Origin of the sequence: Acinetobacter junii, from assembly GCF_018336855.1 — a bacterium.
GTDB lineage: Bacteria > Pseudomonadota > Gammaproteobacteria > Pseudomonadales > Moraxellaceae > Acinetobacter > Acinetobacter junii.
On record NZ_CP059558.1, the window covers coordinates 2,594,291 to 2,614,046 of the forward strand.

The window sequence follows — 19,756 nt, forward strand, 5'->3', positions numbered from 1 at the left end:
GATTGCATGGCTCAATTTTTTATTCATCGCCCAATTTTTGCATGGGTGATTGCACTGGTTATTATGCTGGCGGGTATTCTCACCCTCACCAAAATGCCAGTTGCGCAATACCCAACGATTGCACCGCCTACGGTGACAATTTCTGCAACATATCCAGGTGCTTCAGCTCAGACTGTTGAGAATACGGTTACTCAAATCATTGAACAGCAAATGAATGGTTTGGATGGTTTACGTTATATCTCTTCAAACAGTGCGGGTAATGGTCAAGCATCGATCAACTTAAACTTCGAACAAGGCATTGATCCTGATATCGCTCAAGTTCAAGTTCAAAATAAATTGCAATCAGCAACTGCACTTTTACCAGAAGACGTTCAACGTCAAGGTGTAAAAGTGACCAAGTCTGGTGCAAGCTTTATGCAGGTCGTTGCTTTCTACTCACCTGACGGCAGCTTGTCAGCATCAGATATTAAAGATTACGTCAATTCAAACATCTCTGAGCCACTAAGTCGTGTTGCAGGTGTAGGTGAAGTGACTGTCTTTGGTGGTTCTTATGCAATGCGTATTTGGTTAGATCCAGCAAAACTTACTAGTTTTAATCTCACACCTTCAGATGTTGCAGCAGCTATACGTTCACAAAATGCTCAAGTTGCGGTAGGTCAATTAGGTGGTGCCCCAGCAGTTCAGGGACAAGTTTTAAATGCGACAGTTAATGCACAAAGTATGTTGCAGACTCCAGAGCAGTTTAAAAACATTTTCCTAAAAAATGCGGCTGATGGCGCACAAGTGCGTTTAAGTGATGTTGCACGCGTTGAGTTAGGTTCTGACAACTATCAGTTTGACTCTAAGTTCAATGGTAATCCTGCAGGTGGTGTCGCGATTAAACTTGCGACGGGTGCAAATGCGCTAGATACAGCTGCTGCAGTTGAAAAACGTTTATCAGAATTACGTGTTAACTATCCAAGTGGTTTAAAAGATAAACTTGCTTACGATACGACACCATTCATTAAGCTTTCGATTGAAAGTGTAGTACACACACTGATTGAAGCTGTTGTTCTTGTATTTATCGTCATGTTCCTGTTCTTACAGAACTGGCGTGCGACGATCATTCCGACACTTGCAGTCCCTGTAGTTGTATTGGGAACTTTTGCGGTAATCAATATTTTCGGCTTCTCAATCAATACGCTCACCATGTTTGCGATGGTGCTTGCCATTGGTCTGTTGGTCGATGATGCGATTGTAGTCGTCGAGAACGTCGAACGTGTTATGCAAGAAGAACACCTTGAACCTGTACCTGCTACTGAAAAGTCGATGGGTCAAATTTCTGGTGCTTTGATTGGTATCACTAGTGTATTAACGGCGGTATTCGTACCAATGGCCTTCTTCGGGGGTACAACTGGTGTAATTTACCGTCAATTCTCTATCACTTTAGTAACGGCAATGATTTTATCTTTGATCGTTGCGTTAACATTTACCCCTGCCCTTTGTGCAACGTTATTAAAACAACATGATCCAAACAAAGAACAAAGCAACAGCATCTTTGCGCGTTTCTTCCGTGGTTTTAATAGTGGGTTCGAAAAACTTTCAGAGAAATATCAAGGTGGTGTCAACCGTATGACCCATCATAAGTTGTTCTCTGGAGTCATTTATATCGTTGTTATTGCTGCTTTAGTTGGTTTATACAAGATGTTGCCTTCGTCTTTCTTACCTGAAGAAGACCAAGGTGTAGTTATGACACTTGTTCAATTACCACCGAGTGCAAGTCTTGAGAGAACAGATAAAGTCATCACCACTATGACTGATTACTTCTTAAATAAGGAAAAAGAGCATGTAGAGTCGATCTTTACTGTGTCTGGATTCTCATTTACAGGGGTTGGTCAAAATGCTGGTCTTGCTTTTATCAAATTGAAAGACTGGAGCGAGCGTACAACACCTGAATCACAAATTGGTGCCATCATTCAACGTGGTATGGCATTGAACATGATCGTAAAAGATGCATCTTACATCATGCCATTACAGCTTCCTGCAATGCCTGAATTGGGCGTATCATCTGGTTTTGATATTCAGTTGAAAGATGTAAGTGGTCAAGGTCATGAAAAACTGATTGCTGCTCGTAACGCTATTTTAGGTATGGCATCACAAGACAAACGTCTTGCAGGTGTACGTCCGAATGGTCAAGAGGATACTCCTCAGTACAAAATCACAGTTGACCAAGCGCAAGCTGGTGCAATGGGTGTGAGTATTAGTGATATTAACAGCACCATGAGCATGGCTTGGGGTGGTTCTTATATCAATGACTTCGTTGATCGTGGTCGTGTGAAAAAAGTTTATGTTCAAGGTGAAGCGGATACTCGCATGATGCCTGAAGACCTAAACAAATGGTATGTACGTAATAACAAAGGTGAAATGGTTCCATTCTCAGCTTTTGCTAAAGGTGAATGGACATATGGTTCACCACGTTTAGAACGTTACAACGGCGTATCTTCTGTGAACATTCAGGGTTCTCCTGCACCAGGTGTCAGCTCAGGTGATGCGATGTTAGCAATGGAAGAAATCATTGGTAAGTTACCATCGATGGGCTTACAAGGTTTCGACTATGAATGGACAGGCTTATCTTTGGAAGAGCGTGATTCTGGTAACCAAACAGTTCCATTACTCATTCTTTCATTATTGATCGTGTTCCTGTGTCTTTCAGCATTGTATGAAAGCTGGGCGATTCCAATTTCAGTATTGTTGGTTGTGCCACTAGGTATTATTGGTGCTTTCACGATGACATGGTTAGGTATGGTGATTAAAGGTGATCCAAACTTATCCTTTAACATTTATTTCCAAGTCGCAATCGTAGCCGTGATTGGTCTTTCTGCAAAAAATGCGATCTTGATCGTAGAGTTTGCAAAAGAGTTGCAAGAAAAAGGCGAAGAGTTATTTGAAGCAACATTACATGCTGCAAAAATGCGTTTACGTCCGATTATCATGACCACACTTGCATTCGGATTTGGTGTTTTACCATTAGCCCTTGCAAGTGGTGCGGGTGCAGGTAGTCAACATTCTGTTGGTTATGGTGTACTGGGTGGCGTAATTTCTTCAACACTTTTAGGTATCTTCTTCATCCCTGTATTCTTCGTGTGGATTCGTAGTATCTTTAAGTACAAACCTAAAACTTTAAATACTCAGGAGCATTGATCGTGATGCAAACTGTTTGGTCTATTTCCAGTCGTGGCATTGCAATCTCTGCACTCGCGCTGTCTTTGGCTGCCTGCCAAAGCATGCGTGGGCCAGAGCCTGTTGTGAACACAGCGATTCCTGAAAGCTTTGCGTCATATAGTAATGCTTCTGGAACTTCTATCGCAGAACAAGGCTACAAAGACTTCTTTGCAGACCCTCGTTTATTACAAGTGATTGATATGTCACTTGCCAATAACCGCGACTTGCGTACAGCGGCGTTGAATATTCAAAAAGCGCAACAGCAGTACCAAATTTCAGAAAACAACCAATTACCAACGATTGGGGCAAGTGGTAGTGCGGTTCGCCAAGTCACGCCATCTCGTGATCCTAACAACCCCTACTCGACTTACCAAGTTGGTTTAGGTTTAACGGCTTACGAGTTAGATTTCTGGGGTCGAGTTCGTAGTTTGAAAGACGCTGCTTTAGACAGTTATCTTGCGACACAAAGTTCACGTGATGCGACTCAGATCAGCTTAATTGGACAAGTGACACAAGCATGGTTGAATTATTCATTCGCCAGTGCACAACTCAAACTTGCAGAGCAAACGCTTAAAGCACAGCAAGAGTCGTTTAACTTGAACAAAAAACGTTTCGATGTCGGAATTGATAGTGAAATTCCTGTTCGTCAGGCTCAGATTTCAGTTGAAACTGCACGTAACGATGTAGCTAACTACAAAACCCAGATTGCACAAGCTCAAAACTTGTTGAATTTATTGGTCGGTCAACCAGTTCCTGAAAACCTGTTACCAAAACAACAAGTCGCTCGTATCACACAAAAGAATGTGTTGACAGCAGGCTTACCAAGTGACTTGTTGAATAATCGTCCTGACGTCAAAGTGGCTGAGTATCAACTCAGTGCTGCGGGTGCAAATATAGGTGCTGCGAAAGCAAGACTATTTCCAACGATTAGTCTGACGGGTTCAGCAGGTTATGCATCAACGGATTTAAGTGATTTGTTTAAATCTGGCAACGCACTTTGGTCAATTGGTCCGAGCATCGATATGCCAATCTTTGATTGGGGTACACGTCGTGCGAATGTCAAAATTTCTGAAACAGATCAGAAGATTGCCCTTTCAAATTATGAAAAGTCAGTTCAATCTGCATTCCGTGAAGTGAATGATGCTTTAGCAACTCGTGCCAATATTGGTGATCGTTTGAGTGCTCAACGCCGCTTAGTTGATGCCACCAACACCACTTATAAACTATCTAATGCTCGTTTCCGTGCTGGTATTGATAGCTACTTAACGGTGTTAGATGCTCAGCGTTCAGCATATTCAGCAGAACAAGGCTTATTATTATTGCAACAAGCTGATTTAAATAATCAGGTTGAGCTTTATAAAACCTTAGGTGGTGGACTTAAAGCGTCTTCAACTGAGACGATTGCACGCCAACCATCTAGCGCTGAAAAAAATAGCGCTCAATAATAAAAAACTTTGTCATAAAAAAGCTCACTTCGGTGAGCTTTTTTATTGCATGCATGCGGAATATTTCTTATCTTCAATACTGAAATATTAAAGACTTAGAAAAATGCTATGTTATTAAGCAGTTTAGAATCAGTTCCTGGTCACGAGATTTTACGTCAGCTAGATGTCGTTTACGGCAGTACGGTACGCAGTAAACATGTTGGTCGAGATCTTATGGCAGGATTAAAAAACATTGTTGGTGGTGAACTAACTGGCTATACAGAGTTGCTTGAAGAATCTCGCCAAGAAGCGACACAACGTATGATCGATAAAGCACGTGCTTTAGGTGCCAATGCTATCGTCGGCATTCGTTTCTCGACATCAAATATCGCACAAGGTGCATCAGAACTTTTTGTTTACGGCACTGCGGTTATTGTTCAACCTAAAGCACCCACACTTCCAGACCCATTTAGTGCATAGGCAAATATATGGATGGTTTAATTTTACAAATCGTTCTTTTCTTAATTCTGTTCACTGTAGGTTGGGGATTCGGTCGTCATATCGAACAAAAACATCTTCGTGAATTAGATGAAAAAGAAAAACAATTTGCTCATATTCGCATTGATAGCAATCGATTCGTTGAAACTCAATCAAATGGACAACTGGTAAGTAGCAATGTCGTCATTTCACATGACTACTTTAAATATGTGCTTGCGACGATTAGAAATTTTCTAGGTGGTCGTCTGACCAGTTATGAAAGTATTGTTGAACGAGCACGCCGTGAAGCAATCATTCGACTCAAACAAGAAGCACATGCAATCGGTGCTAGCCATATCATGGGGGTTCGTCTCAGCACGACTGAACTCGGTATGCAGGGTGGGATGGTTGAAGTGTTTGTATATGGAACAGCGATCTATCAGCCATCTTGAAGACTTATGTCCTGTTGCACATGCTGCAAGGACAACTCAGTTACTCTGCAAAAATCGCTTGCCAATATTGATAGGTTTTTTCTTCCCCATTCTCTAATTTAAAGTCATAAGACATTTGACGAGTTTCTACAATCTCAAATTCAACGGGTTGTTTGAACAATGCTCCAGCATAAGCAAAAGTATGGTATTCGCCATTTTCTCCGCAGATATCGACATCCTCAGGCATCCGTTCTATCAATGCTGCATCTATATCTTGACCAATAAAAGAACGATCCAATTTACTGGCATCTGTGACGATGATTTTAGTTCTAATGCCTGAATCCAAAAAGTGTTTCATCACTTCAGTCGAATCAAGATTCCAGATTGGCTCAACCACTTCAATTCCTAAAGGATGTAAACGGTCTTCTCGATATTTACGCACGTCACTGAGATAAATATCACCAAAAATAAAGTGTTCTACCCCTTGCGCTTTAAAATGATGAGCAGCATCTAACATGCGTTGTTCATAAACAGGCAGGTTCTTGGGTAAAAATACAGGATAAAGAGGGATACCAATACTTTCCGCTTGTTTCATCAATAATGAAAATGGAATCGCATGCATAGATGACAATTCCGTTTCCTCATTGACTGTGGTCAACAAAGCAACCACTTCGAATTGTTTTTGCTGTAAGACGGTATTAAGTGCGAGGGCGGAATCTTTTCCACCACTCCAATTAAAAACGGCTTTCTTAGGTGTTTGCACTATCATTTAACTCGTGTTTTACGAATCATTTTATATAATAAGCTTGGTGATAAGCGAGAGACTAATACTCCGAGTTGTTCTTTTTTCCCGCCAACAACAATATATTCATCACCTGCCATTAATGAACTCACCACTCGTTCAGCAAATACATCCGCTTCAAGTCCATTTTCAATGGCTTCATCCTGATGTCCTTGCGGTTTACCTTCACCATTTAAAGCATTAAACGAAACATTGGTTCTCACAAAACCAGGGAAGACAACAGCAACTTCCACACCTTCTTTCGCAACCTCAGCACGTAAACTATTTGCCCACATGTGAATCGCTGCTTTCGCCGCAGAATAACTCGCTCGATATTGGGTACCTAATAGACCCGCAACGCTCGATACAAAAACAACCCGTCCAGATTTTTGCTTTAACAGGGTTGGTAACACAGTTTTGGTAAAAAATACTTGTGAAAAATAATCTACTTCCATGATCGCACGTTCAGTTTGCATAGTCGTATCTTGAATCAATGCACGTTGACTCAAACCTGCATTATTAATCAGCCAATCAATACGTCCTTTGCACGCGAGAACTTGTTCATAGGCATGACGTACTTGTGATTCATCCGTAATGTCTGCTGCAATCGAAAGATGTTGTTCAGGCTTGAGTAAGCCAACACGAACAGACTCCAATTCATCATAGCGACGTGAGGTCAGTACCACTTGAGCACCTTGAAGTGCGCACTCTCGTGCTAAAGCTTTACCTAGACCTGATGAAGCACCTGTAATCCAAACTACTTTATCCGCAAGACTTTTTAACTTCGCCATATCGGTTTCCTCTATGCTTGGTGTCGCATGAAATTCAGAAAATAATCAACATATTTAGACGCTACATCCTGATCAAGTTGAGTCCCAAGTTTCTCAAGACGCTTATATCCCAAATGCGTGGTCATATTGATCACACCATTTAAAGTTTTATCGACCACAAAATTAAATTTCAAACACTTTTTCGGCTCACGAATTAAGTGTGTTACACCAACATCAATTACATCAGTTAATAATTTCAAGGCATTGGAAATTTCAGTCTGATCCCCTTGTGCTAACTTCTGACTAGATGCTTTGATTTGGTTTTCGAGCTGTTGACTAATTGGATAAGTCATATAGATCCGTTGATCTTCAAGCTGAAAAGTTTTCGACAGGTATTCAACCAAAGGAACTAAGCGATCATTACCAAAAAAAGAAACTGACCATGGCATGTATTTACGTATTGCTTCCAAGATTTGCTGAATCACTTTTTCAGATTCACCTGTTTGTGAATAATGTTGATTTTCCTGCAACAACACCATAAATACCTGTTCGATCACCTCACAGGCCATTTCAGACAACACATTCCCCAAAGCATTTGCCTGACTTTCCTTACTTCCCTGCAAGAGTTGATCTCGAATATGAGCAAATCGAGCATAAGTATCTGTGTGAATATTAAGATAAACAGCGGTATTCATTCTAATAACCCTAATTCTTAGACTTCTTAATAAAAAAAGAGGCTATTTAGAAGCCTCTTTTTTATCCATCAATCTGTTTTTATATCATTTTTGGCTTTGTACTCGCTGAATTTAGCATATTCTGTTCGCTATCGACATGCATAAATGCCAAAAAGTGATTCACACAATCTGATGCTGCACTACTATCGACTTGATCACTCATTTTTTCCAATCGCTTATAACTTAAATGTGCTGTCATATTGATGACACCATTTAAAGTTTTATCAATCATCATGTTGAAATTCAAACATTTCTTTGGCTCTCGAACAAGATTCGTCACCCCTGAATCCACGATTTGAATCAAGGTCTGAAAAACATCAACCATGTCATGAATTTCATTATTATGAAGTCGATTGGCTAGTGAATGTACCTGTTGTACCAAACCACGATCAATCGGATAGGATACGTAAACCTGTTCATCGTGATATTTGATCATATCCGAAAAATAATTCACAAAAGGACATAAACGTTCATTGCTAAATAAAGCGATTGACCACGGCATATATTTACGCACAGCAGCAATAATTTGCTGAATCACCTTCTCAGATTCAGCAGTATATTTTTGTGAAAGCAAAGTTGGTTGACGATTTTGAATCAATAACACAGAAAAAACTTGCTCGACGATATCACATGCAATTTCTGAAAGAACCTCACCCAATACACGTGACTGACTTTCCTTGATCCCTAGATTTAACTGCTGACGAATAGCTTCGAATCGTCCATGTGTACCTTGGTCAATTTTCAACAAAATTGAATAGCTCATACCCGTTATCCCTATTATGTTCGCATTTTATATTGTTGTTTTATGCATCTACATTTTTTATTTATGTGATCCAGTACACATAAATTTAACGTTTTTGTCTAAAAAAACCAACGCATTTCGTCGGCTTTCTGAATTAAGCACATACAGCATCGTATCTACTCTCATTCGGAGACAAACCACTTATTTTTTAAACTAAAAAAGTAAGGCTAATTTATGATGACACATAACAAGTTGATCACTTGGATGGATCGATCTAAATAAGAATGCATCTGCTTAGATTTGAAACCGGTCCACATGACCGAAATGCCTACAGAAGCGAGGATTTTTTGCTACAATAGACGCAATTTTTTATTCTATTTTGATCTTCTGTACTATGACTGACGCTCAATCTGCTCAAAATATCGCAACAACTTACGATCCAACCGAGATCGAAAAGAAGTGGTATCAAATCTGGGAACAAAACGGTTATTTCAAACCATCAGGTCAAGGTGAATCATTCTGTATCATGATTCCACCACCAAACGTTACGGGTAGCTTGCACATGGGTCATGGCTTTAACAATGCCATCATGGATGCACTGACTCGTTATAACCGTATGATGGGTAAAAATACCTTATGGCAACCTGGAACTGACCATGCGGGAATTGCAACGCAGATGGTCGTCGAGCGTCAACTTGGTCTCCAAGGGATTAACCGCCATGACTTAGGTCGTGAAAAGTTCATCGACAAAGTTTGGGAATGGAAAGAACAATCAGGCGGAACAATTACACGTCAAATCCGTCGTTTAGGCTCATCAGTCGATTGGTCACGTGAACGCTTCACGATGGATGAAGGTTTATCCAATGCTGTGAAAGAAGTGTTTGTTAAACTTCACGAAGATGGTTTGATCTATCGTGGTAAACGTTTGGTGAATTGGGATCCAAATCTACAAACTGCCCTTTCTGATCTTGAAGTTGAAAGCAAAGAAGAAAAAGGCTCATTGTGGCACTTTAAATATTTCTTTGAAGACAAATCGCTTAAAACCAAAGATGGTAATGATTACCTTGTGGTAGCAACGACACGTCCTGAAACATTATTGGGCGATACAGCCGTAGCGGTACATCCTGAAGATGAACGCTATGCACACCTTATCGGTAAAAACATTGTTCTACCAATCACAGGTCGTTTAGTCCCAGTTGTTGCAGATGAATACGTTGAAAAAGACTTCGGTACAGGCTGTGTAAAAATCACGCCTGCGCATGACTTCAATGACTATGAAGTAGGTAAACGTTGTGGTCTAGCGATTATCAATATCTTCAACAAAAATGCAGAAGTTTTGGCTGAGTTTGAATACATCGCTAAAGCGGGTGAGCAAATTTCACAACTACTTCCTGCGCCTGCTGACTATATCGGTTTAGAGCGTTTTGCAGCACGTAAGAAATTGGTTGAACAAGCTGAGGCTGAAGGCTGGTTAGATCAAATTCAACCTTATGACTTAAAAGCACCACGCGGTGACCGTTCAGGTGTAATCGTTGAACCATTATTGACAGACCAATGGTATGTGAAAATTGCACCACTTGCTGAGCCTGCAATTGAAGCAGTTCAAGATGGTCGTATCAAATTTGTTCCTGAGCAATATACCAATATGTATATGTCTTGGATGCGTGATATTCAGGACTGGTGTATCTCTCGTCAACTCTGGTGGGGTCACCGTATCCCTGCTTGGTATGATGCGGAAGGCAATATTTACGTGGGTCGCAACGAAGAAGAAGTTCGTAGCAAGAACAACATCGCTGCTGATGTAGAACTTAAACAAGACGAAGACGTTTTGGACACATGGTTCTCATCTGCACTTTGGACATTCTCAACTTTAGGTTGGACTGGCGACGCACAAAAAGATGCAGCAAATGATTTCCTTAAAACCTTCCATCCAACAGATGTGTTGGTGACTGGTTTTGACATTATCTTCTTCTGGGTTGCACGTATGATCATGATGACCATGCACTTCATGAAGAATGAAGATGGTTCATCACAAGTTCCATTCAAGACGGTTTACGTTCACGGCTTAGTACGTGATGGTGAAGGTCAGAAAATGTCGAAGTCTAAGGGTAACGTCCTTGACCCATTAGATTTGATCGACGGTATTGATTTAGAAAGCCTTGTTTCGAAACGTACCACTGGCTTAATGAATCCAAAAGATGCTGCGAAGATTGAGAAATCAACGCGCAAAGAATTCCCAGAAGGCATCAATGCTTATGGTACGGACGCAGTACGTTTCACCTTCTGTGCGCTTGCAAACACGGGACGTGACATCAAGTTCGACTTAAAACGTGTTGAAGGCTACCGTAACTTCTGTAACAAAATCTGGAACGCTACTCGTTTCGTTCTGATGAATGTTGAAGGTCAAACTGTTGGTCAAGAAGCACGTCCTGATCTTTGGGAACTTCCAGAACAATGGATCATCAGCCGTTTGCAAAAAGCTGAAGCTGCGGTACATCAAGCATTTGCAACATATCGTTTAGACCTTGCAGCACAAGCGATCTATGACTTTATTTGGAATGAATACTGCGACTGGTACGTTGAGTTAACCAAGCCTGTTCTGAATGATGCGAATGTATCTGAAGAGCGTAAAGCTGAAGTTCGCCGTGTACTTCTTGCGGTAATGGAAGCATCTTTACGTTTGGCTCATCCGTTAATGCCGTATTTGACAGAAGAAATCTGGCAAACCCTTGCGCCGATGTTAGGCAAAGGTGGTGCAACGATTATGACTGCACAATACCCTGTTCCTGAACAAGCGAAGATCAATGATCAAGCGGAAGCAGATATGCAGTGGTTACAGGGTTTGATCGGTGCAGTACGTAATATTCGTGGTGAAATGGGCTTAGGTAATGCACGTTTATTGCCTGTATTGCTTAAGAATATTTCTGATGCAGAACGTGAACAAATCATCCGTATCGAAGCGTTGTTCAAAGCACTCGCAAAAGTTGAAAGCATTGAGTTCTTGACCAATGAGCAAGAGCCACCTCTTTCATGCTCTAGTGTTGTGAGCCATGCCTCTGTATTTGTACCGATGAAAGGTTTGATTGATCCTAAAGCTGAATTGGGTCGTTTGCAGAAAGACTTGGATAAGGTTCAAAAGCAACATGACCAAATCGCAACTAAACTTTCTAACGAAGGTTTTGTTGCTAAAGCACCAGCAGCCGTAGTTGAAGGTGAAAAAGTGAAATTAGCTGAGTTTGCTGATCAGTTACGTAAAATTAAAGCAAGCATGGAGCAAATTGCTGCGCTTTAAGATGTTGCTATTTTGATCTAGATTTCATAAAAGGGCTGATTTATTCAGCCCTTTTCATGAACATTACCTTCTTAACAAAAAAAATATAAAACAACAACAAACATACTGAACAATATATAATGAATAAAAATCAACATGGACTAGGACAGTGAACTTAAAAAAAATTAGTTTTATTTCCATTATTTTTGGGGTGTTAACAGCTTGTGCCACTCCAGTGGAAATTCCTAATGTGATTAATGCAACAATTAGCAATCACTCTAATACAACTATTGAAAATATATATTTTCAGCAATGCTCGGACACAGAAAATATGTGGCAGAGCTTTTCAAATGGTCCAATCAATGCGCAAGAACAAATTGAAATTCCTTTAATGTATTCATGTATCAATTTAAAAGCTGTAGATAAAAATGGTAAAACTGTTGCCAAGCAATGGAATATTAAAAATCAGTACCCGTTCTCATGGAAAATTCGATAGAGAGATTATTTAATGAAATCATTCAAGAACACCTCACTTAAACTAGCAGCTTGTTTAACTTTAGTAAGTTCAATGTCTGCATGCACATCGATCAGTTATTATCAAATTAAGTCATCTTTTGTAGCATCTCCTCAAGATCAAAAGATGCCTGAAATTATTGCTACACAAACATATAAAAGTATGCAAAAAAATAATGTTACAGTAGCTGTAAAAGCTCCTGATCAATGTATCAGTTATACAGCTGATCAACGTACTGGTACTGCTCAAGCCTCAGAAACTATTTTAAAAACAGACTGTGGTCTTGAAATGGGAGAAATTGAAAGAGCTCTTGCTAAAACTGGATATAATGTAATTTCTTGGAAAGCATTCAATCAACAAATCGAATCAGAAAAAAATATCATGTCTGCAGCTAAAAATCTTGGAGCTCAGATAATTTTTCAAATTAACTCACTAGAAAATTCGACTAAAAATCTAGGTCAAGATGCTCGTTGGGAACGCAACTTTTATAATTCTACCTATGCTGGTGATATACAAAGTCCATTATTATTAAATCCTGATCAACGCCTTCTTTTATCAAATAGATTTTTAGCTCCTATAGAGAAACAACAGTCTACATATGCTTACGCAGTAACCCTTGATGCTGCTGCTATTGAGGTGGCAACAGGACAAACTATTTGGTACTACCGTTGGACTAAAGCATCTGAACCAGATATTAAAACTAAAGAAATTGCTGTTAATCTGTATTGCGATGATTCATATGGTTTATATGGTTGTCAAGCATATGAACCAAATAACAAACAATTACGAACTGCTATTGCTTCTGGTGAGGCAATTGGTATCAGTAGCTCAGAAAAACCCGAAAATATTGCTAAAGCTGAATATTTGAATTTATATCGTGAAGTTGTGAACAACTTAGTAAGTTCTTTTTCTACAGGTAATATTTACAAATAAAATTTATTAATTGATGAGTAAATCGATGTTAATATGAGAAATAAATCATCGGTTTACTCTGATTTAGAAAAAGAGCTTCCCAAATTAAATCTATAATAGGTTAAAGCTTTTCAATCAATAACATCTACTTAAAATTAAAAAAATTAGCTCAATCATAACTCCCCATGCCCTAATAACATCTCCACCCCACTCACCTTTTTCATATGCTTTAAACGCTCTTTTTCCCATTTCAACTGCAGCTTTAACTCAGCACAATCCATATCTATGGCTTTATACACATCACTCATATGCAGATGCTCGGCTTTGACTTTCTTCGCCAACTGAAAAGAATCTAAAATTTCTTCGATTTGACTTTCAAGCTGCTGACTTTGTGCATCCAAAGCCAGTTTATAAAACTTCACTTGCTCCGCTGATAGCTCTTTAGTTCCTACACCTTTATTCTGTTCAAGCTGTAACTGGAGTTTCAACAAATAAAATAAATCCTGCTGTTCATACGCCTGACTCGCTTGCTGAAACAATTCGGTTTTTTCTGTTTTTTTAGTTTCATCTTGCTCACGGTCAGGATGAATCATCGCAGCTATTTTTAAATACACCGTTTTAAGTGACTGTGCTGCTAGTTTCTCAGCTTGTTCACGTTTCTGTTGCTGGCGTAACTGCTTGGCTTTCTCTCTTGCCTGTTGTTGTTCCGCCGCATATTGCTCAAAGTCGTCTTCTTGTTCACTCCTTTGTTCTGCATGTTGCTCGATGCTCTGCTCAGAAGATGTTTGATACTCGAACTTTTCTGACTGTGCTTTTTTAGGCTTTTTAACAGATTGTTGAGTATGTTGCTGATAAAAGGTGTCGGTCTGCTTTACAAGCGTGAGTTGTTCTTCATTCAACAGTTGTGAGCGTTTCAAAATACAGGCAAGTTGTGCGATTTTTTCATCGAGTTGTTGTAAATCGTTTTTGGAAAATGTATGCGATTGCAACAAGTGCCAAAGTTGCTCTAATTGTAAAAATAATACCTCATGTAGTTCACGGTACAGGGGCATGAGCTTCTGTCGGGTATGCTGTTGAATCTCGTCTTGTGCATTTTTCCATGTGGCTAGACTGATTTTTTGCTGTTCAATTTGAGCAATTAATTGATTGAGCTTTTTCTGCTGTGCAGATGGTTCAGACCTTTGTTTGAAACTAACTTTGAGATCAAAGGACATATTCATCCACCTGAAAAATTAAAATTGTAGCAACAATCACTCTTGGAAAATAGCAGCTTGTCTTTTGCATGATGATTAGCAAGTAGAACGCCTCCACACTAAAATCAATTAAAACAAATAACATCCGCTAAAATGCTGCTATTTAGGTCTACACCTTTAAATTTCTGTGCTATTTTTAATCAAAATGCACCACTTTTCATCAAAATTACAATTTAATTTCTAAATTGGTGCGTTTTTTGCTTATCAAAATACAGAGAAATGAGCATTTTTAAGATTGCTCTAGTTTTTAGATTTACTAAATCTATTTTGGTGCAAAAAACGAATCAAATACTTGCACTAAAATAAAATTTAGCACTTTTTTTGAGCACCACTATGCAAAACGTAGATCTATTTTTCTTACTGCTCGGTGCAGTACTGGTTTTGGCAATGCACGCAGGCTTTGCATTTTTAGAGCTAGGCACCGTTCGTCACAAAAACCAAGTCAATGCACTCAGTAAAATTCTGACTGACTTTGCCATTTCCGCAATTGCCTACTTCTTTGTTGGTTATTGGATTGCCTACGGACAAAACTTTTTTCATGCAGGCGAAGTTTTAGCTGCTGATCATGGTTATAACCTGATGCGTTGCTTCTTCTTATTGACCTTTGCTGCTGCCATTCCAGCGATTGTCTCTGGGGGTATTGCTGAACGTGCCAAAATGCGTTCACAAGCGATCGCAACTTTACTTTTAGTTGCCCTGATCTACCCGTTCTTTGAAGGGATGATTTGGAATGGAAACTATGGTTTCCAAAAATGGCTTGAAAGCTCTTTTGGTGCAACTTTCCATGATTTCGCTGGTTCTGTAGTTGTACACGCGATGGGTGGATGGATTGCCTTAGCTGCAGTGATCTTGTTAGGTGCGCGTAATGGTCGTTATAAAAATGACGGTCGTGTAAGTGCTCACCCTCCTTCATCTATTCCATTCCTAGCTTTGGGTTCATGGATTCTGATCGTAGGTTGGTTTGGCTTCAACGTAATGAGTGCTCAACGTGTTGATGCCATCTCTGGCTTAGTTGCAATCAACTCATTGATGGCGATGGTTGGCGGTACTTTGGCAGCGAACTTTATGGGTAAAAATGACCCAGGCTTCTTGCACAATGGTCCTTTGGCTGGTTTAGTGGCGATCTGTGCTGGCTCTGACATCGTGCATCCTATTGGTGCATTGGTTATTGGTGGGGCTGCTGGTGGCATGTTCGTTTATCTATTTACTTACACGCAAAACAAACTCAAAGTTGATGATGTCTTGGGGGTTTGGCCATTACATGGTGTCTGTGGTGCTTTTGGTGGTATTGCAGCAGGTATCTTTGGTCAGCAAGAACTTGGCGGTTTAGGTGGAGTATCGATTATTTCTCAAATCATCGGAACTGGCTTAGGTGTTGCTATCGCATTGGTAGGTGGTTTTGTCATATATGGTATTTTGAAAGTCACTATGGGCATCCGTTTATCTCAAGAAGATGAGTATCGTGGTGCTGACCTTTCGATTCATAAGATTTCAGCGAATTCTGAAGAATCAATGTTTTAAGTTTTAATGTTTTATGCGGCGGAAACGCCGCTTTTTTTATGTCAATTTTAAGAGCTGTTTAAGATTAAAACAGTTTAATAAATCATAGATTGTTTACTTTTCGACGTTTGATTCTATGATTATTAAAACGCCATTTTTTCTACTGACCAGTTTCTTACTTTTAATCAGTTTTTTTATTTTGTGGTGGGTCTTTCCTGTAGGGGGCAGCATAGATATGTACTTAATTCAACCTTGGGTGGGTACATTTGGTGATTTTGCGCTAAAAGGCGATTGGTATCTAGCAAAGCTCAATCACACCTATGTCAAAAAGGTTTTAACGCTGGTCTACATTAGTTTTTTCTTATTATGGATAGCATCTTTCAAAGTTGAAAAACTCAAAGCAAACCGCTGGAAATATGGCTATATGTTTTGGGTCAGCATGTTATGTACTTGTGTGATCGGGCTAATCAAAGCAAATGCTGCTCATGCTTGTCCTTGGGCAATGACGACTGCAACAACCACAGGTTTCACATGGGATTTTTCTGCTACAGCAGGACATTGTTTTCCTGGTGGACATGCTAGTACAGGCTTTGCACTGGTAACAGGTTATTTTGTCTATCGACTCGATGAACAAAAACGAGGATGGTTTTATCTATTTGCAGGTATCCTACTTGGTTTTGCGATGGGATGGGCGCAGATGATGCGTGGTGCTCATTTTCTCAGCCATAATTTATGGACAGCGTGGATCTGCTTTGCAATCAATCTTGTTGTATATGCTTTAACCTACCAACGCCATCTCATACGCTCGAACATAATTGATACTCCGAAAGTTTTGCCTGATGTGGTAAAGTGATTACTCAAACACTCTTATACAATCACCTAATTATAGTTTGCTGCGAATGGATGACTTTCAGACTTTTTTAGACAATACCTTAAAAACCCAACAAGCATCTATTCAGGCTTATAAGCTCGATACTGGTAAAGTATGGTTAAAAAAAGCATCTGAACGTCATGGTCTATGGTTATATACGCCATTGAAATGGCTTGCCAAGATTTTCAATCTTGGTGCCATTATGCCCGTCCCGAATCAAGGTGGTGCGGCGGCGATTCGATGTGAATATCAGCGTATTCAACAGCTCAAACAACTTGGTGTATCAACACCCAATGTGCTTGCTCATTCTGACAAAGGGATTTTACTGGAAGATATTGGCGCTCAACATCAAAGTAAAGTTAAACAATTAGATCAAGCACTTGCATACTGCAAAAATGATTTAGCAGCTAAAACCACTTTATTTACCCAAGCGATTCAAGCCGTTCAATATGTTCATTTGCAAGGTGGTTATTTAAGCGAAGCTTTTGCACGTAATATTTTAGTCGATCAAGAAAGACATTTTAGTTTTATTGATTTCGAAACTGATCCTGCATCCGTGCTCAGCTTGCACGATTGTTTTGTCCGTGATTGGATTTTATATATTTTCTCAACTGCCTATCATTTCGAATTTGAACAGCTTAAGGATGCAAGCTATATCCTTTACCAAGCTCTACTCGCTGAACCACAAGTGTATAAAGACATTTGTAAAGTTGGAAAACGCTTAAACTGGGTGCTCAGACTCAATGTAAACCGCGTCGGCAATGATGGTAAACGCATCCAAAAATGTGTGTTGTTTCTGCGTTATCTTCGAGAGCATGCGGAAAGCAATACTTAAATCAAAGTGACTCAGTGATGATTTAAGATTTTTGGTAAGCGTACTAAAACGGATAAGCCACCCAAATCAATACTACGAGACAGTTGCAGAGTACCACCTAAACGTTGAATAGCTTTATCAACGATGGAAAGTCCTAAGCCGCTACCCACTTCTAAGTGGTGATGCACACGATAGAAACGTTTTAATACTTTATCGTAGTTTTCAGGGTCGATGCCAACACCACTGTCTTCAATTTGCACACATGCAAAATTGTCTTGGTCACTATAGACTGAAATATTAATGATGCCTTGATTAGGCGTATACTTAATCGCATTATCGATCAGGTTAAAAATAATCGAATGAATCGTTGACTCCAAACTATTCATTTCAATCACATCATTACGCTCAAAACCCAAATCTATTTCTTTTTGCATGGCTAAGTTGACCAATTGCTCGACGCAATTGAGTGCAACATCATTTAGGCGAAACTCCGTATTTGGCTCAATCAAATTTAAACCTACGTCTTGTTTAGCCAATGCCAGTAATTGCGTCACCAGATGCTGAATCCTCGCCAATCCTTTACTTAGATTAATTAAAGCTTCGTGCTCAGGGAATTGACTCATTAAAATCTTGGTTTGTAGATTTAATGCGGTTACAGGTGTTCTGAGTTCATGTGCAGCATCTGCAATAAATTGCTTTTGTTCGGCCTGTGCCTGTTGGATTCGTCCAAACAAATGATTCATTTCTTCAATGGTTGGAATTAACTCTTGCGGATAATCTTGGCTATCAATCGGTGCTAAGCCATCCGAATCTCGACTGCGCAATTCGGCCTTGAAGTCTTCTAAAGGTTTTAAACTGAGACTAATAATGAATGCTAAGATAATAATTGCGAAAGGCAGTAACAGCACATATGGCACAAACATACTGCCTGCCAACTCCCAAGCGAAGTTCTTGCGTACCTGCTCTTGTTGGCTAACTTGAATTTGATAATCTTTTAACGGAATGACATAAACACGCCATTTTCCTTGTGGTGTTTCTTGCGTGTAAAAACCTGCTTGCTTCACTGGTGGGATCAATAGATGTGTTTGATGCCATAAGTGACTTTGATCTTTGTACGCCCAAATATCAACCAGCAAATCTTCCTCGTGATATGTCCGATGCAATTCGATTTTACTGGTGATGGTGGTTAAAGGCTGAGTAGTAGACCGTTCAGCCATATATTGCATTTGCGTATCGAGGATCTCATCAACTTCATGTAAAGCGATCTTATAAGCAGTGAAAATTAATAAACATCCAAGCAATAAACTAAAAACTGATGTCCCCCAGATTAATCTTTTCTTGAGGGAATATTGCTTGGATAACTTCATAATAATTATGCTTGTCCTAATCTATAGCCCAATCCACGAATAGTACGAATAAAGTCTTTACCCAACTTTGCTCGTAAATGATGGACATAGACTTCGATGGTATTACTCGTGACTTCACTGTCAAAATCATACAACTTATCTTCTAGATTTGCTTTAGAAAAAATCTTGTTGGGATGACTGACTAATGGAATCAAGATCGCCCACTCACGATTGGATAATTCAATCTGCTGCCCTTTAAAGGTCGCTAAATGTTGTTCCACATCTAGAACTAAATCACCACTTTTGAGCAATTGGGTTTGTTGTTTATATTGTGCATTCTCAGCACCGCCACGTCGTAACAAAGCATGAATACGTGCGAGTAATTCGTCGAACTCATAAGGCTTAATCAAATAATCGTCAGCACCTTGATTCAGTCCATCCACTCGATTTTGGAGTTGATCACGCGCTGAGATAATTAAAACAGGTATAGAAGATCGCTGACGAATCTGTCTTAAGATTTGCATGCCATCCATCAGAGGCAATCCTAGATCTAGCAGTACTAAGTCAAATGGTTGTTTGGTCAACATTGTTAAACCATCCACACCATTATTGACCCACTCCACTTCAAACTGATGATAGCGCAGTAAAGTCAAGGTTGACTCTGCGATCATAAAGTCATCTTCGATCATCAAGATTTTAGTCATGATTTCCTCAT

The 19,756-nt window shown here is 39.7% G+C and carries 17 protein-coding genes; 10 read left to right on the forward strand and 7 right to left on the reverse strand.

Annotation, left to right across the window (positions count from 1 at the left end; translation table 11 throughout):
* The first annotated feature begins 6 nt into the window (after nucleotides 1–6).
* The 4 genes from adeJ to H2677_RS11970 all read left to right on the forward strand — a co-directional run bounded on the left by adeJ (nucleotide 7) and on the right by H2677_RS11970 (nucleotide 5,554).
* Nucleotides 7–3,180 (forward strand): multidrug efflux RND transporter permease subunit AdeJ, encoded by a 3,174-nt coding sequence (gene adeJ, locus H2677_RS11955; protein WP_212638630.1) that lies wholly within the window; start codon nucleotides 7–9, stop codon nucleotides 3,178–3,180.
* Nucleotides 3,181–3,185: 5 nt separating this feature from the next.
* Nucleotides 3,186–4,646, forward strand: coding sequence for a multidrug efflux RND transporter AdeIJK outer membrane channel subunit AdeK (gene adeK / locus H2677_RS11960; protein WP_004963657.1), 1,461 nt, complete (start codon nucleotides 3,186–3,188; stop codon nucleotides 4,644–4,646).
* Nucleotides 4,647–4,754: 108 nt separating this feature from the next.
* Nucleotides 4,755–5,105 carry a YbjQ family protein gene (locus H2677_RS11965; protein WP_004950740.1) on the forward strand — a complete coding sequence of 117 codons (351 nt, stop codon included), beginning with the start codon at nucleotides 4,755–4,757 and terminating at the stop codon, nucleotides 5,103–5,105.
* 8 nt (nucleotides 5,106–5,113) lie between these two features.
* Nucleotides 5,114–5,554: a YbjQ family protein gene (locus H2677_RS11970; protein WP_212638631.1), complete on the forward strand. Its 441-nt coding sequence runs from the start codon at nucleotides 5,114–5,116 to the stop codon at nucleotides 5,552–5,554.
* Between the two features lie 40 nt (nucleotides 5,555–5,594).
* On the opposite strand, the gene H2677_RS11975 is transcribed toward H2677_RS11970, so the two are convergent.
* The 4 genes from H2677_RS11975 to H2677_RS11990 form a co-directional block, all read right to left on the reverse strand.
* On the reverse strand, nucleotides 5,595–6,302 hold the full coding sequence (locus H2677_RS11975; RefSeq protein WP_212638632.1) for an adenine nucleotide alpha hydrolase: 708 nt from the start codon (nucleotides 6,300–6,302) through the stop codon (nucleotides 5,595–5,597).
* Nucleotides 6,299–7,105 (reverse strand): SDR family NAD(P)-dependent oxidoreductase, encoded by an 807-nt coding sequence (locus tag H2677_RS11980; RefSeq protein WP_212638633.1) that lies wholly within the window; start codon nucleotides 7,103–7,105, stop codon nucleotides 6,299–6,301. Before H2677_RS11980 ends, H2677_RS11975 begins: the two co-directional genes overlap by 4 nt.
* Before the next feature lie 11 nt (nucleotides 7,106–7,116).
* Entirely contained in the window at nucleotides 7,117–7,779 is a 663-nt protein-coding gene (locus H2677_RS11985; protein ID WP_199955594.1) for a hypothetical protein, read from the reverse strand.
* Between the two features lie 79 nt (nucleotides 7,780–7,858).
* On the reverse strand, nucleotides 7,859–8,581 hold the full coding sequence (locus tag H2677_RS11990) for a hypothetical protein (protein ID WP_004950727.1): 723 nt from the start codon (nucleotides 8,579–8,581) through the stop codon (nucleotides 7,859–7,861).
* A 373-nt stretch (nucleotides 8,582–8,954) separates the two neighbouring features.
* Between H2677_RS11990 and H2677_RS11995 the strand changes: the two genes are divergently transcribed.
* The 3 genes from H2677_RS11995 to H2677_RS12005 all read left to right on the forward strand — a co-directional run bounded on the left by H2677_RS11995 (nucleotide 8,955) and on the right by H2677_RS12005 (nucleotide 13,278).
* The gene (locus H2677_RS11995; RefSeq protein WP_212638634.1) at nucleotides 8,955–11,852 is read left to right on the forward strand and encodes a valine--tRNA ligase; all 2,898 of its coding nucleotides are present in this window, start codon (nucleotides 8,955–8,957) and stop codon (nucleotides 11,850–11,852) included.
* A 148-nt stretch (nucleotides 11,853–12,000) separates the two neighbouring features.
* On the forward strand, nucleotides 12,001–12,327 hold the full coding sequence (locus H2677_RS12000) for a hypothetical protein (RefSeq protein ID WP_125298502.1): 327 nt from the start codon (nucleotides 12,001–12,003) through the stop codon (nucleotides 12,325–12,327).
* 144 nt (nucleotides 12,328–12,471) lie between these two features.
* Nucleotides 12,472–13,278, forward strand: coding sequence for a hypothetical protein (locus H2677_RS12005; protein WP_125298503.1), 807 nt, complete (start codon nucleotides 12,472–12,474; stop codon nucleotides 13,276–13,278).
* A gap of 152 nt (nucleotides 13,279–13,430) precedes the next feature.
* On the opposite strand, the gene H2677_RS12010 is transcribed toward H2677_RS12005, so the two are convergent.
* A complete protein-coding gene (locus H2677_RS12010) occupies nucleotides 13,431–14,471 on the reverse strand; it encodes a coiled-coil domain-containing protein (protein WP_212638635.1) in 1,041 nt (346 codons plus the stop codon).
* 372 nt (nucleotides 14,472–14,843) lie between these two features.
* On the opposite strand from H2677_RS12010, the gene H2677_RS12015 reads away from it, so the two are divergent.
* The 3 genes from H2677_RS12015 (at nucleotide 14,844) to H2677_RS12025 (ending at nucleotide 17,716) form a co-directional block, all read left to right on the forward strand.
* Nucleotides 14,844–16,031: an ammonium transporter gene (locus H2677_RS12015; protein ID WP_199955599.1), complete on the forward strand. Its 1,188-nt coding sequence runs from the start codon at nucleotides 14,844–14,846 to the stop codon at nucleotides 16,029–16,031.
* Between the two features lie 115 nt (nucleotides 16,032–16,146).
* Entirely contained in the window at nucleotides 16,147–16,863 is a 717-nt protein-coding gene (locus H2677_RS12020; protein WP_212638636.1) for a phosphatase PAP2 family protein, read from the forward strand.
* Between the two features lie 46 nt (nucleotides 16,864–16,909).
* On the forward strand, nucleotides 16,910–17,716 hold the full coding sequence (locus H2677_RS12025; protein ID WP_212638637.1) for a serine/threonine protein kinase: 807 nt from the start codon (nucleotides 16,910–16,912) through the stop codon (nucleotides 17,714–17,716).
* 11 nt (nucleotides 17,717–17,727) lie between these two features.
* On the opposite strand, the gene H2677_RS12030 is transcribed toward H2677_RS12025, so the two are convergent.
* Both H2677_RS12030 and H2677_RS12035 read right to left on the reverse strand, forming a co-directional pair.
* A complete protein-coding gene (locus H2677_RS12030) occupies nucleotides 17,728–19,062 on the reverse strand; it encodes an ATP-binding protein (protein WP_004950706.1) in 1,335 nt (444 codons plus the stop codon).
* Between the two features lie 5 nt (nucleotides 19,063–19,067).
* Nucleotides 19,068–19,745, reverse strand: coding sequence for a DNA-binding response regulator PmrA (locus H2677_RS12035; protein ID WP_004950703.1), 678 nt, complete (start codon nucleotides 19,743–19,745; stop codon nucleotides 19,068–19,070).
* Between the last annotated feature and the right edge of the window lie 11 nt (nucleotides 19,746–19,756).

Coding starts and splice junctions, on each gene's coding strand:
- H2677_RS12010 (WP_212638635.1), bottom strand. CDS start 14,471: ATGTCCTTTGATCTCAAAGTTAGTTTCAAACAAAGGTCTGAACCATCT.
- H2677_RS11990 (WP_004950727.1), bottom strand. CDS start 8,581: ATGAGCTATTCAATTTTGTTGAAAATTGACCAAGGTACACATGGACGA.
- H2677_RS11995 (WP_212638634.1), top strand. CDS start 8,955: ATGACTGACGCTCAATCTGCTCAAAATATCGCAACAACTTACGATCCA.
- H2677_RS12020 (WP_212638636.1), top strand. CDS start 16,147: ATGATTATTAAAACGCCATTTTTTCTACTGACCAGTTTCTTACTTTTA.
- H2677_RS12015 (WP_199955599.1), top strand. CDS start 14,844: ATGCAAAACGTAGATCTATTTTTCTTACTGCTCGGTGCAGTACTGGTT.
- adeJ (WP_212638630.1), top strand. CDS start 7: ATGGCTCAATTTTTTATTCATCGCCCAATTTTTGCATGGGTGATTGCA.
- H2677_RS11970 (WP_212638631.1), top strand. CDS start 5,114: ATGGATGGTTTAATTTTACAAATCGTTCTTTTCTTAATTCTGTTCACT.
- H2677_RS12030 (WP_004950706.1), bottom strand. CDS start 19,062: ATGAAGTTATCCAAGCAATATTCCCTCAAGAAAAGATTAATCTGGGGG.
- H2677_RS11975 (WP_212638632.1), bottom strand. CDS start 6,302: ATGATAGTGCAAACACCTAAGAAAGCCGTTTTTAATTGGAGTGGTGGA.
- H2677_RS12035 (WP_004950703.1), bottom strand. CDS start 19,745: ATGACTAAAATCTTGATGATCGAAGATGACTTTATGATCGCAGAGTCA.
- H2677_RS12005 (WP_125298503.1), top strand. CDS start 12,472: ATGCCTGAAATTATTGCTACACAAACATATAAAAGTATGCAAAAAAAT.
- H2677_RS11965 (WP_004950740.1), top strand. CDS start 4,755: ATGTTATTAAGCAGTTTAGAATCAGTTCCTGGTCACGAGATTTTACGT.
- H2677_RS11980 (WP_212638633.1), bottom strand. CDS start 7,105: ATGGCGAAGTTAAAAAGTCTTGCGGATAAAGTAGTTTGGATTACAGGT.
- adeK (WP_004963657.1), top strand. CDS start 3,186: ATGCAAACTGTTTGGTCTATTTCCAGTCGTGGCATTGCAATCTCTGCA.
- H2677_RS11985 (WP_199955594.1), bottom strand. CDS start 7,779: ATGAATACCGCTGTTTATCTTAATATTCACACAGATACTTATGCTCGA.
- H2677_RS12025 (WP_212638637.1), top strand. CDS start 16,910: ATGGATGACTTTCAGACTTTTTTAGACAATACCTTAAAAACCCAACAA.